This is a genomic window from Brevibacillus brevis NBRC 100599, from assembly GCF_000010165.1.
GTDB classification, from domain to species: domain Bacteria; phylum Bacillota; class Bacilli; order Brevibacillales; family Brevibacillaceae; genus Brevibacillus; species Brevibacillus brevis_D.
Map to the genome: position 1 here is coordinate 1067106 of NC_012491.1, position 15073 is coordinate 1082178.

Genomic DNA, 15073 nt, shown 5'->3' on the forward strand with positions numbered 1-15073 from the left:
GTAAACGGAAATGGCGAGAAAAAAAGAAAGCTTGAAATATGCACTTCCTGAACAATTTCATGTGTTCGGCTTTGCTCAGGATTTGCTAGCCTGGTACGACTCACAAAAGCGGGATTTGCCTTGGCGGATCAACAAAGACCCATATCGTATCTGGGTATCGGAGATTATGCTTCAGCAAACACGCGTAGAGACCGTTAAACCTTATTATGCGAATTTCATGGAGAAATTTCCGACAGTGAGTGAGTTAGCGAAAGCACCCGAGGAAGATGTCTTAAAAGCGTGGGAAGGACTCGGTTACTACTCCCGCGCGCGCAATCTTCAAGCTGCAGCCCGCGAGGTAACGGTTCGCTATGGAGGCGTTGTGCCGGATACACCAGAAGAGATTGCTACACTAAAAGGTGTCGGGCCGTATACAGCAGGTGCCATTCTTAGCATTGCCTATGAAAAGGCGGAGCCGGCTGTGGATGGAAATGTTATGCGTGTTTTTTCACGTCTGCTGTATTTAACCGATGACATTGCCAAGCCTGCCACAAGAATCAAAATTGAACATCTCGTACGCCAAGTCATTCCAGAGGGAAGAGCGGGAGATTTCAATCAGGCTTTAATGGAGCTGGGAGCGATGGTCTGTGTTCCACGCACTCCGCAATGCTTGACCTGTCCGGTGTTTGACTACTGTATGGCGCGCCAAGAAGGAGTGGCAGAAGAGCTGCCGGTCAAAGGCAAAGCCAAACCTCCACGTCCTGTTGATCTGCAAGTAGGCATTATCATTCGCGACGGCAAAGTATTGATGAACAAGCGTCCCGATCAGGGGCTACTCGCCGGCATGTGGGAATTCCCTACTGTTGAAACCGAACAGGAAAGTGATGCTGCCAAGCAGGAGGCACTTGCAGCTGGTTTGCGTGAACGATTCGGAATCGATGTAGAAGTCATGCAGCCGTTAGGTACGGTTCAGCACGTCTTCTCCCATTTGCAGTGGAACATGCAAGTATGGTCCTGTGACTGGATCGAAGGGGAAGAGCTCCCCGCTCATGCAAGATACGCTGCTTGGGAGGAATTAGATGCTTACACCATTCCGATGGCGCATCAAAAAATTCGTGAGCTGTTGGGACAAAAATAACAGGTAGGCAAAGCTGTCGAGCATTTTTCGGCAGCTTTTATTTATTTCATCAGACCGATGTGACGCAAGCCGTGAGATATACCGCCATCATCGACGTGGCGCGTGACGTAATTGGCATGCGGCAACAAAGCTTCATGCGCATTACCCATGGCGATTCCCATCCCGACATAAGAGAGCATCTCTTTGTCATTCAGACCGTCTCCAAAAGCAACTGCCTTGCTTGGAGCAAGCCCGATATGGGAGAGAAGCGCTTCAATACCAAGCGCTTTTGAACCGCCTTTCGCAAAAACATCCATACAATACTCATGCCAGCGTATAAACGAGAGAGCGGGAAGCTCTTCTCTATATTGCTGCTCATGCGCATCTGGTGTAAACAACAGCGCTTGATAAATATTTTCAGAATGGGCGAAATCCGCATTGTGATCGGGGGAATCAAGCTTCAATTGCTGAAAGGTCCAATCCAAATACGGATGCTCCTTATGGGTAGAAAAGCCCGCCGTACTGCCTTGAAACAGGATAGGATGGTCGTGCTGGGCCGCAATCTGTTGCAATTGATCGAGTGTTTTGGTCGGGATGGGGCGATCATAAATGGTTGTTCCTTGATAGACGACATATGCGCCATTGCAACTGACATACGAGTCGATGCCGCACTGTTTGGCAAGCTCGTCAAAATAATAATGAGCTCTACCTGTTGCTAAGACGACCTCGATCTTGTTTCTTTGCAGCTCTTGAATGGCTTCGAGTGTATCCGGTGGTATGACTTTCTCTTCGTTGATGAGTGTCCCATCAATGTCTAAAAAGACGATTTGATACTCCATGATTTCACTCCCCACTTTTCTCTTTTGAATCCATTATAAAGCTTCGAGAGAGGGGAAGAGCAGTGGAAAATAAAAAGATCATGCCCCCGCAGACATGATCTTTGTGAAACTGTTACTTTTTATCGAATCAAAAACTCTGGAAATTGTGTCACGATCTGATGCTTTTGTTCTTCGATGCGTTTCAGCGCTTGTTGTTGCATGTATTTTGCTTCAAGCTGCTTCGGTGTCAATTTCCGTTTCTCAATAATGATTGTGAAGAAAATCATTGGAATGTACATGAGTGTATCCCTCCCATCCCGTTAGTTTGGTGCAGTCAGCTACCGTCTATCGCTTTGACTCCTGTAAACCTCATCATCTGACGCCGTTGTTTGTTTTTCATACTAAAATCCCTCCTGTAGTCAAGTAGTGGTGTCCATTAAATGCGGCTCACAAATTGTGCAGCTTCAAAAGCGTGTTCTTCGGCGCGTTCTTCGAGATAGCGACAGCGAGCAGATTCTGCGAAAAGTTTCTCTGCTTGTTCCTTATTGCGTTCAATCTTGACAGTGAAAAGCAAAAAGTTCAGTACCATTACCAATCACCCCCTTTCAAGGTGGAAAATGTTAATTCATGAGAAAGAAAAAGACCACGGGCGAAAGCCTGCGGTCTTCTGGCAACAAAAACGGACATGCCGTTTTGAAGAGCATAGAAAGACCACAAGCAACAACGCCTGTGGTCGGTAATAGACGAAAAGGAAATGTTGAAGAGTACGAATACTACTGGAATTCGTCGACCCAGGAGGCGCTGCTATATTCAGTTGTAACATCCACAAGACGATCAATAAGAGCTGGTGCTAGATTCAATGCCATCATCATCATGGTGCTGCCTCCTTCCGAAGTAGTAGTGTGTGGAACGTACTTTTAGAATATGGCATTTTTTTCTTGTTGTAAAGCGATTTTTTACCTATTTCTAGAAGAAAGTATATTCTGAATATAATAAAAGATAATAAAAAATAAACAAATGTGTAGTCTGGTGAGCAATGGAAAGTTTACAATGAGACATATAGCGGATAAACATATCATGACACACAGAAAGGTGATATTAGCGAATGAAAACCCCCAGACTCACTGTGAAATCGAAGCTAATCGCTACATTTTCCACAATATTAGTGATCCCCATGCTTTTGCTTGGGCTGCTCTCTTATCAGAGTGCCAAGACAGAGCTGTCAAATGAATTGCTTACGACTGCCTCTGAAAATGTTCGGTTGGTAGACGCGCTTTTGAATCGGACACTGATGGAGCAATCAAGGAATGTGGGGTGGATCGCTGCTGATATTGTACGCAAAGACATTCAGGAAGAGAACAGGGTGATCACCAAAAAGAAATTGCAGCGTTTTCTCGCTTTAAACTCGGAAGTGAGTGAAGCGTATATCGGGGACGAGAATGGCGGCATGATGACTGCAACCGACTCCAAGCTCCCGGACGGTTTCGACCCGCGAAAGAGAGATTGGTACATAGCAGCCATGAAGCAGCCAGGAAAGACCATCATTGTGGACCCGTACATAGATGCCATTACCGGCAAAGTCGTGGTAGGAATGGCGATGGCATTGCCTGATCAGTCCGGTGTTTATGGAATTGATATTCAACTGTCAGCGCTGGGCGCGACGGTCAAGCAAGCGAAAATCGGTACCCAAGGATTTATGACGATTTTGGATAAAAACCGAAAAATGCTAGTCAATCCAAATGGAGAGTCTGGCGTTGAGGTTGCAGAGTCTTGGGTGGATACTGTATATGCAAAAGAGTCAGGTCGATTACAGTTTCAGCACGAAGGAAATCCCGTCCAAGCCGTGTTTACTACGAATGAAAATACGGGTTGGAAGCTGGTTGGCGTGATGTATGAAAGCGAAGCAGGAGAAGCAGCAAATCCGATTTTTTACACGATGCTCGTGATTATAATTGCTGCGCTGGTGGTAGCTGGCGGAGTCATTTACGTGATTTTGCGATCCTTACTCCGTCCTTTGCGCATGTTGACAGAAGCAGCGGAAAAAATGAGCCAAGGCGATGTGACACAACAAGTACATATACGTAGTGACGATGAGTTGGGTACGTTGGGCAAAGCCTTCAATCATATGGCGGAATCTCTTCGTTCCTTGCTCCATTCTGTGAATGATTCTGTTCAGCAGCTGGCTTCTTCGGCAGAGCAGCTCGCTGCAAGCGCGGACCAGACAAGCAAAGCGACAGAACAGATTGCAGAGACCATGCAAGAAATGGCGGAAGGAACCGAGCAGCAAGTCTCCCATACGCAGGAGGGTAACGCAGCAGTCGAACAAATGTCGGCAAGACTTGGTCAGATCGCAGAGCATACACAAAACGTTTTCATCGCAGCTCGGGAATCGTCAGACTTGGCAGTGACCGGAAACAAAGCCATTCAATCGGCTGTGCTACAAATGAACGCATCCAGCGAATCGATTCACAGTCTGGCGAAAGTCGTGGATAATTTGGGTACGCGTTCACAGGAAATCGGAAAAATCGTGGATGTGATCACTGCCATCGCAAACCAAACCAATCTGCTCGCACTAAATGCTGCAATCGAAGCGGCTAGAGCAGGGGAGTATGGACGAGGCTTTGCTGTGGTGGCTGATGAGGTACGCAAGCTGGCAGAGCAATCCGCAAGCTCGGCACAACAAATCAATCAGCTGATCACCACGATTCAAGCGGAGACAAACCATGCTGTGCTTGTGATGGATCAGAGCAAGCGTGAAGTCACGCAAGGTATTGAAAAAGTGAACGAAGCTGGCCAGTCCTTCGAACAAATTCAATCAGCCGTCAATGAAGTGGCAGAGAAAATCGGTCAGGTATCTGAAGCGACACGTGATTTCTCCACAAGGGCACAGAAAGTGGTTGAGATTATTGGTCATATTTCCGAAGTGACACTGCAAGCGTCTGATGGAACACAAAGTGTATCCGCAGCTGCCCAGGAGCAGCTAGCCTCTATGGAAGAGATCGCTTCCTCAGCTGTTTCTCTCGAACATCTCGCGGAGGAATTGCAAGACCAGATCGGCAAATTCCGTATTTAAAAATAAGCCCGGCGCCGTGTTTACATACACGAGCAGCCGGGCTTTTTACTTAATCGTAAATAGGTGACGAGGAATGATCCCATCCCCCGCTGTCTCCATTCACAGGCCCTCTGGATTCAAGCTCATGGATGACTTTGACGTGAAGAGAGGCTCCTTCTGCACTGAGGTAAGCTGCCAATTGCGAAAAATTGTGATGGTAATAAAGCAGCTCATTCATTTCCCAATCAGCTAGTGGCACCATGGTTAATTCGGATAATTCCCGACCTATGTACACCCTGCCATTCCTCCTTATGTGGTAGTGGTTGCCTAATACCGCGAGCTTAGTATGGCTATAGTTGAGAGGATCAAGTCATGCCGGGATTTTTTCCGTAGGTAGAAAAAGCGCAGGTGGAGTTGTATAATGAAAAGGTGATTTTTACATATTAGTACCTGCTATTAATAGTTGGTCAGGTTGGGAGGTAATCTTTTTATGAATACAACGAAAAAAGTTGCACTGGTTACTGGCGGGACCCGAGGGATCGGAAAAGCGATTGCTCTTCAATTGGCGGAACAGGGTTATGACCTGGTGCTGAACTATTTGCGTAACCGCACTGCGGCAAGAGAAGCAGCAGCAGAGCTGGAAGCAAAGGGCGCTCGTGTCCATCTGATCAAAGCCAATGTAGGGGATGTAGCGAAAATCAAAGAATTGTTCGCAGAAATTGACCAGGAATTCGGTCGCTTGGATGTCTTTGTGAACAATGCGGCATCGGGTGTACTGCGTCCGCTGATGGAGCTGGAAGAAAGCCATTGGGACTGGACCATGGAAATTAACAGCAAGGCGCTGTTGTTCTGTGCGCAAGAAGCGGCAAAACTAATGATCAAGGGTGGCAACGGCGGAAAAATCGTGAGCTTGTCCAGCCTTGGGTCCATTCGCGTACTCGACAACTATACAGCGGTCGGCGTATCGAAGGCAGCTGTAGAAGCGATTACTCGTTATTTGGCAGTCGAGCTCGCACCGCATAATATTGTAGTAAACGCTGTATCTGGCGGAGCGGTGGATACGGATGCACTCAAACATTTCCCGAATCGTGAAGAATTGCTCGGAAGCTCAGCAGAGCGTACGCCAGCAGGACGCATTGTGGAGCCGGAAGATTTGGCTAATGCTGTGATGTTCTTGCTCTCCGACAAAGCGTGGATGGTTCGCGGACAGACATTGATTGTAGACGGCGGTATTTCTCTTTTGACATAATTATTTATGGAAGATGGAGTATGGAGTTGGAGACTTTGTGGTGTTGCGACACAAGACAAAGTTGTCCATGTGTTGTACAATAGAGGAAGAAGGTTACGAAGGAGGCAACACATGCTGATTCGTCCGTTTCGACTCGGTGACTATTCGGCTATCACACGTATTTGGCAGGAGACGGGGTTGGACCAATCGGACAAAGAGTCATTGAACGATTTGGCCCAGCATTTGGCTTGGGACAGCGATCTGGTAATGGTTGCAGAAATTGAAGGCAAAGTGGTGGGGGTCGTGGTTGGCACGATTGACGGCGCTCGTGCCTATTTCTACCGATTGGCTGTACTTCCAGAGATGCAAGGCTCAGGTATTGGTCGCGAACTCGTTGAAGCAATTGAAAAGCGTTTCAAGCAACGAGGTGTCAATAACGTCTTGATCATGGTCAATCAATCAAATCCGGAAGTCCTTCCGTTTTACCTTTCACTTGGCTATGAAGTACAAAAATATGTTACACTTTCCAAAAAGCTCTCTTCTTAAAGGAGGCTTGTCCCCATTCAAATAGAGAAGAGAAGAAAGGGGAGAGTCATGTCACCAGCTCCGGGCTCCAATATCCGCATAGAAAGTTATAAACACGACCATTCGCTGCACCGCATATGGGACAAATCTACGTTGATTCATACCAGTGATGCGGTGGTGATTGGGGGAAATGATCGGGTCAAGGTGACAGAAGCAGACGGGCGGGAATGGCGTACGCGTGAACCGGCCATTTGTACATTTGGTAGAGGCCAGTGGTTCAATACCATTGCCATGATTCGTGATGACGGTATTTATTATTATTGCAACATTGGTTCGCCCTTCAGCATGAAGGGACAATTGCTAAGCTACATAGACTATGATCTCGACGTAAAAGTGTTTCCCGATATGACGTACTCGATTCTCGACGAAGAGGAGTTTCTTTTACATAGCAAACAGATGAACTATCCTCCATTTGTTGTGGAAAGAGTGCAGACAGCATTGCGAGAGGTGCTGGATTGGGTAAGCGCACGACGTGGCCCTTTTCAAAACGGCTTCGTCCAACGCTGGTACGAGCGTTATCTTTTAGTACGAGATGATGAGGAATAATCCCTTTCCCGAATGACCGGGGGAGGGATTTCCTTGTTTGCAAAGGAGGTATGATGCTTGAGCATACGCCGCTACTTGGCTTATGTCCTGCCCTATTGGAAACAAATATTGGGCACTATATTTATTGGAATTATTAAGTTCGCGATCCCACTTGCTCTGCCACTTCTTATCAAATACGTCATTGATGACCTATTGCCAAGTCCGCTTCCTCAAGAGGAAAAGCTGAAACAGCTATTTTGGCTGATGCTCGGGGCCTTTTTGTTATTCACCGTCGTTCGCGCCCCTGTTGAGTACATCCGGCAATACTATGCACAGTGGGTATCCAGTCGTATCTTGTTCGACATTCGCAATCAATTGTTTTCTCATTTACAACGACTGTCGATGCGCTATTACAACAATACCAAAACGGGTGAGGTCATCTCTCGGGTCATTAACGACGTGGAATCAACCAAAAGCTTCGTGGAATCGGGATTGATGAATCTTTGGCTGGACCTGATTACGATTACATTGACGATGGGGATCATGCTCTATATGGACGTGGAGCTGACGATTGTCGCCATTATCGTTTTCCCTTTGTACAGTATCTCCGTCAAGTTTTTCTACAAGCGCTTGCGTCAATTGACAAAGGATCGTTCAGCTGCACTGGCGCATCTACAAGGGTATTTGTACGAACGTGTAAACGGCATGTCGCTCATCCGCAGCTTTGCATTGGAAAAGCAGGAGAGCAAGGAATTTGCCAAGGAGAACAATCAGTTTCTGGATAAGGCACTGGCACATACGCGGTGGAATGCTCGAACCTTCGCTGTAGTTAATACGGTGACGGATATCGCACCGCTTCTGGTTATTGCCTATGCTGGTTACCAAGTCATCGGCGGGAGCATGAGCGTAGGGACGCTCGTTGCGTTTTATGCTTATTTGGAGCGCTTATACACACCACTGCGACGTTTGGTCAATTCCAGTACGGTACTGACGCAGGCAATTGCATCGATGGACCGGATGTTCGAGTTTATCGATGAATCGTACGATATCGTTGATAAGCCAAACGCAGGAGAGTTGCCTGTAGACCCTGCAACCAAACGCATTCGCGGCGAAATTCGCTTTGAGAACGTGTCCTTCCGCTATCGGGAGGAAGGCCCTCTTGTCTTGAACAACGTGAATTTGAACATCTCTTCTGGTGAAACGGTTGCGATTGTCGGGATGTCAGGCGGCGGTAAATCTTCGTTGATTAGCTTGCTGCCGCGTTTTTGGGACGTGACAGAAGGGAAAATTACCATTGATGGCCTTGATATCCGCGATGTGAAGCAGCAAAATTTGCGTCACCACATCGGGATGGTGCAGCAAGATAATATTTTGTTTAGTGAATCAGCAAAAGTGAATATTTTAATGGGCAATCCTGATGCAGATGACAGTGCTGTGCAAGAAGCTGCGAAGGCGGCAAATGCCCATGACTTTATTAGCGAATTACCGAATGGCTACCATACGGAGCTGGGGGAGCGAGGCGTAAAGCTCTCTGGCGGGCAAAAGCAGAGAATTGCGATTGCGCGAGTTTTCCTGCGTGACCCAGGTATTCTGATTCTGGATGAGGCGACGTCTGCCCTCGACTTGGAATCAGAGCACACGATTCAGGAGTCTTTGTCCAGATTGGCAAAAGGAAGAACAACGCTCATCGTGGCCCATCGACTCTCGACGATTACCCATGCGGACAAAATCATTGTCATGAAAGAGGGACAAATCGTTGAGGAAGGCACCCACGAGCAATTGCTGGAGAGAAAGGGAGTATACTATGGCCTGTGGAGTGTGCAAGATTTAGGAAGTACATCCGACCTGCAACAGGGATAAGCAGATGGGATTGGAGGAAATCCGATGGAGATATGGCGCCGTAATTTATATGTGCTCTGTGGATCGTTGTTTTTCGTCATGGTGGCGATGAGCATGATCATGCCTTTTTTACCGCTTTACATTCAGCAGGATTTCGGAATTGAAGACCCTCATCAAGTCACGGCTTGGGCGGGGATTATTTTTGGAGCCAACTTTTTGACGGCGGGCCTCGTCTCGCCTATTTGGGGAAATTTGGCCGATAAGCACGGGCGCAAGATTATGATTCTGCGTTCGGGATTTTTTATGTCCATTACCATGGCAATGACTGGTTTTGCGGGGAGTCTGTGGCAGCTTTTGGCCCTTCGTTTGCTCAATGGACTCGTAGGCGGAATCATCCCTGCCAGTACCGCATTAGTAGCATCCTCTGTCCCAAAAGAACGAATTGGCTATGCAACAGGGTTGCTTCAGTCTTTTATTACGGCCGGAACCATTATGGGACCGCTGTTTGGCGGTGTTCTCGCGGAGAAGATCGGCTTTCGGATGATTTTTGTAATTACTGGTTGCGTATTATTACTGGCGACCTTGGTCATTACGTTTACGGTGAAAGAGAACTTTGTTCCACCTGAAAAAAAGGAACAATCGAGTCTACGCGAAGACTTTCAGATGATCTTTTCTTCCAAAGAACTCCCGGCGCTCTTTTTTGTAACCGTAATGATCCAGTTTGCGTTGTTTAGCATTATCCCTGTGCTGCCGATTTACATTTCGCAGTTGCTCGGTTCAGAAGGGGCAAAGGTAGCGTTGTGGGCCGGAATTGTCCAGGCATGCATGGGGGTAGCAAATGTTTTTGCCTCCCCACAGCTAGGGCGTTTAGGAGATCGGTTCGGCTCGCAAAAGGTGCTCTTGTTCTCGCTTTTGGCTGCCGCAATCATCTTCATTCCACAAGGTCTCGTACATACGGTATGGCAATTGGTCGCGCTCCGATTTTTATTAGGCTTGTCCCTGGGAGGATTACTCCCATCCGTCAATGCTTTGCTACGGCGAGCAACACCTGTACATATGGTCAGTCGCGTCTACGGCTATAACAATAGCTTCGTCAGTATTGGCAGCATGCTCGGACCGATGATTGGCGGCTTTTTGGCAGGTTATGTGAGCATTAGCGGAGTTTTTTACATGACGAGTGCTTTCCTGTTTATTAACGCAGGCTGGGTGTACTACAGCTTTTTCCGAAACAAATCTGTACAGCATCCTGATTCTGGAATAGAATAAAAGGTAATTTTCGCGAAAAGAGGTGCACCTCCATTGTGACGGCGAGTCGGTGTGAATAACTTCATATTCCATCAGGACGTATAGGCTGGTCCTGAACCGACAGGAGGGTGTGCTTTATGTGGCATCGACGCTTTATTTGCCTCTGGGCGGGTCAGACATTGGCCAACCTTGGGGATGTATTTTATATTGTCGCGTTTATTTCGGTCATGTACGCTGCAACTGGTTCTGTCATGTACACGGCGTTCATACCGGTTGTCATCGTAGCTTCGCAATCTGTGAGCAGCTTGTTGGCTCCGCTAGTGTTTCAGCGTTTGTCGTTGACGGGCATGCTCGTGCTGTCGCAAGGCTTGAAGACGATGCTTTTGGCTATAGCCTCATTAGCTGTCAGTAGCGGTGTGGGAGAGCAGGGAGAGTGGATCTGGCTGTTGTTCGGATTGGGGTCAACCATCGCCTTTATGGATGGATGGGCAAACCCTGCACGAAACGCCATGGTGCCGCAGTTGGTAGGACGAGAAGATCTCATGCGAGCGAATGGTTTGCTTGCCACCTTAGATCAAACGGTTCATTTTGCTGGCTGGGCCGCAGGAGGATTACTCGTTTCCTGGCTGGGAGCGGGTGTTGTTCTGTGGGGAACGGTTGGTGCCTATGTAGTGGCAACGATCGCGATGACAGGCATTGCACCGGCAAGCGAAAAGCTGCGAGAAGAACACGCAGCTGGGGCGAAAACAAACTGGCTCACTGGATGGAAAGCCATTCGCGATGTACCTGTCCTGCGACTGCTGGTCGCGATGGATGTCGTGATCGGCTTGTCCGGGGGTGTGTGGATCGCTGCGATTATGTTGCCATTTGTCCTCGATGTGCTTGGACAAGGGGAAGAATGGTGGGGCTATATCAATGCTGGTTACATGCTTGGAGCCATTGCGGGTGGGACGCTGCTATTGATGTATGCGGAGCGGATGCGGCGTCATTTATTTCGTTGGATCATTTGCGGTACAATTGGCGTCGGATTTTTTACCTTTTGTTTTGGCAGTAGTACGAACGCTCTGGTGGCACTGTTGTTTTCGTTTGCGTTGGGACCGTTTTTGGAAATGGTGCATGTAAGCAAGCAGACGCTTTTGCAGCAAGAGACGGAGGAATCAGTACTACCCTATGTCCTGTCAGCAAAGGGGACGATTGATTTACTCGTTTTTGGCACTTCTGCCCTAGTGATGGGTGCTATCGCTGAATGGCTGGGAGTCCGGGTTGTTTATTATGTATCTGCTGGATTGCTACTCATCGCTTTCCTTTTGGCGTTGCGCTTGCAAAAAAAGCAGACGGTGCATTCTAGTGGGGTTTCCGTAAATTAAACATGAAACAGGCTGTCTTATCTGTAGATTTTTCTACTGGTAAGGCAGCCTTTTTTGAAGATATGCTTCTTGATCATATTCAGTATGTGTTTTCTTTTGTAAGCATACGATCTGCGGGCTATGTCATCGGGGAAGGCAACAAACCCGGTGATGTATATTGACAGATCAACGGGTAGTAGAGGAAGCGAAGGTTTTTATGAGTAGCTGAAATGAAGTCACCTGCGTTAATTTACTGTAATATTCTTAAAATATGAATGGTAGGTTTTCTACAGTCATGAATATGGCTGAGGGGCAATTTTATTTGCTTTATTTTCTCCTGGATTTGTTGAGAGCGACGTAGGAGTGAACTCCGAGGTGTCCGCTTCGATAGGCACATGTTTTTCAAGCAATGCCAGTAGATAATGAATGGTAGGAACCGTTTCTTTGGCAAGGATAATTCCTTTTTTGTCGATCAGGACAGCAGATGGCATCGCATCGATTTGGTACATTGAAAACGAAATGGTAGAGTCGATATACTGAATATCGTCCTGGTTTTGGGTCTCGTGAGTGAGCTTTCCTGAATAAACAACTAGTAATTTAAGCTGAGGAAATCGTAGTTTTACCTTCTCTAAATGCGGAATGATTTGCTGGCATATGGGGCAACCTTCTGCCGTGAAAAGTACAAGTGTAGAGTGGCTTTTCATCTCTGTAAATTCAATGCTTGTTCCAGATGGACTGTTATCGATCAGAACCGGGGCTCTGGAGCCTATCCAGTTGTCTACACTCGGTTCTTTTTCTTTTGCTTGTAATTTATTGATAAAATCTGCTACTAGTTTGGTTAGCAGGTAGATAACAACGAATTGCACAATGACAAATACCCATAACGCAATCACAGACCATTGTATAAACGTTTCCACAGAGGATCTCTCCTTTTTCGTGAGGGAATGATATTTATTTTTGTGCGACTAGCTCGTGTACTTTCTTCCGAATGCTCCCTAAATGTTGACCAATCAGAATCACAAGTGTGGACAACAATGCGATGATCATTAACGTCCAGTACTCTTCTCCATATACGGTTCTGAAATTTCCTGTTTCTAACGCCCATGAGAGATTCCCATAGGTGGTCGGTATTTGATAGACCCAGAGACACATCGCAATGAGCAAGACGTTTCGGCTGACCAGTATCCATGATAGATTGTGATTGCCGACGATGCCACCGCAACCACATGTTATTTCTCTTCTTCCGCGCAATAAATTGACCACAATAGCCACGCTATACAGGAGTAGTAAACCACTACCAGCCAGAACTGCCCATGAATCGTACAGCCCGAAAATGAGTAGCAATCCAATCAGCAATTCAGAATAAGTGTCGAGGACGGAAAAAAATCTAATAGATCGTTCAGGCAGTATTTTGTAGTCTTTTACAATTGAAGCATGAGTCGTGCTGTTTTTGATTTTTGATACAGACGAACTTATAAACAACAGTGCTAGAATCATGCGAAAGATAAAGGTCGCGATTTCCAATTTTTCACCTGCTTTCCACTGGTGTTGCATACCATTGTGCTTGAGCATGATACATCTGCGCGTATTCTTTATTAAGTGAAATCAGTTCATCATGCGTTCCAGACTCGACTAACTGACCATCCTTCATCACGATAATCCGATCTGCCATTTTAGCAGCAGCCATACGGTGTGAGACAAATAGGGTTGTTTTATTTTCGGTCAAATTTCGTACGAGTTGGTATACAGAAAGCTCAGTCATAGGATCAAGAGCTGCTGTTGGCTCATCTAAAATCACAATATCACTATTTCGAAACAGAGCACGAGCCAAGGCAATTTTTTGCCATTGTCCCCCAGAAAGATCGGTTCCCTCTTGCAAATAGCGACTTAAATAAGTTTGGTAGCCATCTGGAAGTTTGGAAACGATTTGATCCACGCCAGATGTAGCGGCAATTTCTTGCATCCATTTTAGATCGTTTATTCGTTCGGTATCACCAAAACCAATATTTTCCTGTAATGTATAGGCATATTTGATGAAATCCTGGAAGATCACAGTCATATTTTTGCGTAAATCATCAGGTTTGATCTGGCTAATACTGAGGCCATCGAAGGAAATGTCACCTTGTGATATGGGATACAACCCCATCACACATTTGACCAAGGTTGATTTACCCGAGCCATTTTCACCGACGATTGCGATTTTTTCACCAGGCCGTATGTGCAAATGAATATCCCTTAGAACAGGATTTGTCGTATTGACGTAGGTAAATGACAATCCTTTTATAAAAATGCCCTGTTGTAGCGGTGCTGGAAAGAGAGCTGAGCCTTCGTCGCTTGCATCCTTTTCAGGGTGTTCATATTCGATGAAATTAAAAAAATCGTTTATATAGAGAATCTCTCCAAATATTTTTGCTGACTGGTTAGATAGCTGATTGGTCAATCCTTGTGTTCCCTGCACAGCTTGTCCGATTGCTACAAACTCACCGATTTGCATAGAGGTGGTACGGATTAACCAGATGATAATTCCAGCTGTCCCAAAGTACAAAAGTGCGGTAAACCCATCTAGGCCGACCTCAGTTGCTTGTTGCTTTCGCAGCACCTTTAATGTCTCAGTGAACTGGTGGGTCATGGAGGTTGACCATCTTTTCAGTAGCATTTGACCTAAGCCAAATAGTCGAATTTCCTTGGCTGACTGCCGGTCTTTCAATAAAAAACTGGTATATTGTATGTCGCGAATTAAGGGGGTTAAGCCGTATCTGAGCCAATAATTGATACTGCCAAATCGAATTTGAACAAAGAAGACGGGAATTGCCGCGATCAGACTTAAAATGACGAGGCTCCAGTGAACGGTAAGCAAAAAGAGCAAGAAACTGAAAATAGTAATGCTGGCTCTAACGATCTCTAGTAGGATCGTGAATGGTGATAAAAAGCGTGCGCCCACATTCAAGTGAACTCTCTCTAAATGATTGTAAAAATCGGGAATATCAAAATAGAAAAGCGGTACCGATTCTACCTTTTGAAGTACAAGTGATTGCGCCGCGAGTTCCAAAACATTTTCAAGCTTTCCATTCAGGTATTGTTGGATATTGAGAAGCACAGATGTAGCCATCGCTATTAAAAATTGAAGTGAAAGTAAGAAAAAAGCATAACGATAATCACCCACTTGGAGTTGAATGATTTTCGCGACCTCATTAATCATTTCTTTGGATAGCCAAAGGGTGGCTACTGGTAGTAAACCAATCATGATTGTTAAGCAAACTAAAAGCGTGAGAAGTAGCCGGGCATGTGCCCATAAGAAAACAAACAGCTTGATAAATGATTGAACAATCATGAGGAACA

At 46.3% G+C, this 15073-nt stretch carries 16 protein-coding genes; 9 read left to right on the plus strand and 7 right to left on the minus strand.

The window, feature by feature from the left end; translation table 11 throughout:
• The first annotated feature begins 10 nt into the window (after nucleotides 1-10).
• The gene (gene mutY / locus BBR47_RS05465; RefSeq protein WP_012684757.1) at nucleotides 11-1117 is read left to right on the plus strand and encodes an A/G-specific adenine glycosylase; all 1107 of its coding nucleotides are present in this window, start codon (nucleotides 11-13) and stop codon (nucleotides 1115-1117) included.
• A gap of 41 nt (nucleotides 1118-1158) precedes the next feature.
• Here mutY and BBR47_RS05470 read toward each other — a convergent pair whose 3' ends face one another.
• The 3 genes from BBR47_RS05470 to BBR47_RS31160 form a co-directional block, all read right to left on the minus strand.
• Nucleotides 1159-1935 carry a Cof-type HAD-IIB family hydrolase gene (locus tag BBR47_RS05470; protein ID WP_012684758.1) on the minus strand — a complete coding sequence of 259 codons (777 nt, stop codon included), beginning with the start codon at nucleotides 1933-1935 and terminating at the stop codon, nucleotides 1159-1161.
• 119 nt (nucleotides 1936-2054) lie between these two features.
• Nucleotides 2055-2213 carry a hypothetical protein gene (locus tag BBR47_RS30790; protein ID WP_012684759.1) on the minus strand — a complete coding sequence of 53 codons (159 nt, stop codon included), beginning with the start codon at nucleotides 2211-2213 and terminating at the stop codon, nucleotides 2055-2057.
• 137 nt (nucleotides 2214-2350) lie between these two features.
• Nucleotides 2351-2503: a hypothetical protein gene (locus BBR47_RS31160; protein WP_012684760.1), complete on the minus strand. Its 153-nt coding sequence runs from the start codon at nucleotides 2501-2503 to the stop codon at nucleotides 2351-2353.
• 38 nt (nucleotides 2504-2541) lie between these two features.
• On the opposite strand from BBR47_RS31160, the gene BBR47_RS31075 reads away from it, so the two are divergent.
• Both BBR47_RS31075 and BBR47_RS05475 read left to right on the plus strand, forming a co-directional pair.
• Entirely contained in the window at nucleotides 2542-2835 is a 294-nt protein-coding gene (locus BBR47_RS31075; protein ID WP_162023093.1) for a hypothetical protein, read from the plus strand.
• Between the two features lie 184 nt (nucleotides 2836-3019).
• Nucleotides 3020-4987 carry a methyl-accepting chemotaxis protein gene (locus BBR47_RS05475; RefSeq protein ID WP_012684761.1) on the plus strand — a complete coding sequence of 656 codons (1968 nt, stop codon included), beginning with the start codon at nucleotides 3020-3022 and terminating at the stop codon, nucleotides 4985-4987.
• A 49-nt stretch (nucleotides 4988-5036) separates the two neighbouring features.
• Here BBR47_RS05475 and BBR47_RS05480 read toward each other — a convergent pair whose 3' ends face one another.
• Nucleotides 5037-5261 (minus strand): hypothetical protein, encoded by a 225-nt coding sequence (locus tag BBR47_RS05480; RefSeq protein ID WP_012684762.1) that lies wholly within the window; start codon nucleotides 5259-5261, stop codon nucleotides 5037-5039.
• Between the two features lie 195 nt (nucleotides 5262-5456).
• Here BBR47_RS05480 and fabL point away from each other — a divergent pair, with 195 nt between their 5' ends.
• The 6 genes from fabL (at nucleotide 5457) to BBR47_RS05510 (ending at nucleotide 11755) form a co-directional block, all read left to right on the plus strand.
• The gene (fabL, locus tag BBR47_RS05485; protein ID WP_012684763.1) at nucleotides 5457-6215 is read left to right on the plus strand and encodes an enoyl-[acyl-carrier-protein] reductase FabL; all 759 of its coding nucleotides are present in this window, start codon (nucleotides 5457-5459) and stop codon (nucleotides 6213-6215) included.
• 111 nt (nucleotides 6216-6326) lie between these two features.
• Complete coding sequence (locus BBR47_RS05490; RefSeq protein ID WP_007729804.1) at nucleotides 6327-6740, plus strand: GNAT family N-acetyltransferase; 414 nt, start codon at nucleotides 6327-6329, stop codon at nucleotides 6738-6740.
• 48 nt (nucleotides 6741-6788) lie between these two features.
• A complete protein-coding gene (locus tag BBR47_RS05495; protein ID WP_012684764.1) occupies nucleotides 6789-7325 on the plus strand; it encodes a DUF402 domain-containing protein in 537 nt (178 codons plus the stop codon).
• 57 nt (nucleotides 7326-7382) lie between these two features.
• The gene (locus BBR47_RS05500; protein ID WP_012684765.1) at nucleotides 7383-9164 is read left to right on the plus strand and encodes an ABC transporter ATP-binding protein; all 1782 of its coding nucleotides are present in this window, start codon (nucleotides 7383-7385) and stop codon (nucleotides 9162-9164) included.
• A 24-nt stretch (nucleotides 9165-9188) separates the two neighbouring features.
• Nucleotides 9189-10409 carry an MFS transporter gene (locus BBR47_RS05505; protein WP_012684766.1) on the plus strand — a complete coding sequence of 407 codons (1221 nt, stop codon included), beginning with the start codon at nucleotides 9189-9191 and terminating at the stop codon, nucleotides 10407-10409.
• Nucleotides 10410-10525: 116 nt separating this feature from the next.
• Complete coding sequence (locus tag BBR47_RS05510; protein WP_012684767.1) at nucleotides 10526-11755, plus strand: MFS transporter; 1230 nt, start codon at nucleotides 10526-10528, stop codon at nucleotides 11753-11755.
• 272 nt (nucleotides 11756-12027) lie between these two features.
• Here BBR47_RS05510 and BBR47_RS05515 read toward each other — a convergent pair whose 3' ends face one another.
• Genes BBR47_RS05515 through BBR47_RS05525 form a run of 3 tightly spaced genes read right to left on the minus strand, consistent with a single transcriptional unit; the run spans nucleotide 12028 to nucleotide 15065 of the window.
• Nucleotides 12028-12651 carry a TlpA family protein disulfide reductase gene (locus BBR47_RS05515; protein ID WP_012684769.1) on the minus strand — a complete coding sequence of 208 codons (624 nt, stop codon included), beginning with the start codon at nucleotides 12649-12651 and terminating at the stop codon, nucleotides 12028-12030.
• A 34-nt stretch (nucleotides 12652-12685) separates the two neighbouring features.
• Nucleotides 12686-13306: a MauE/DoxX family redox-associated membrane protein gene (locus tag BBR47_RS05520; protein ID WP_231850560.1), complete on the minus strand. Its 621-nt coding sequence runs from the start codon at nucleotides 13304-13306 to the stop codon at nucleotides 12686-12688.
• On the minus strand, nucleotides 13263-15065 hold the full coding sequence (locus tag BBR47_RS05525; protein WP_041749272.1) for an ABC transporter ATP-binding protein: 1803 nt from the start codon (nucleotides 15063-15065) through the stop codon (nucleotides 13263-13265). The genes BBR47_RS05520 and BBR47_RS05525 overlap by 44 nt, the downstream gene beginning before the upstream one ends.
• Nucleotides 15066-15073 lie beyond the last annotated feature (8 nt).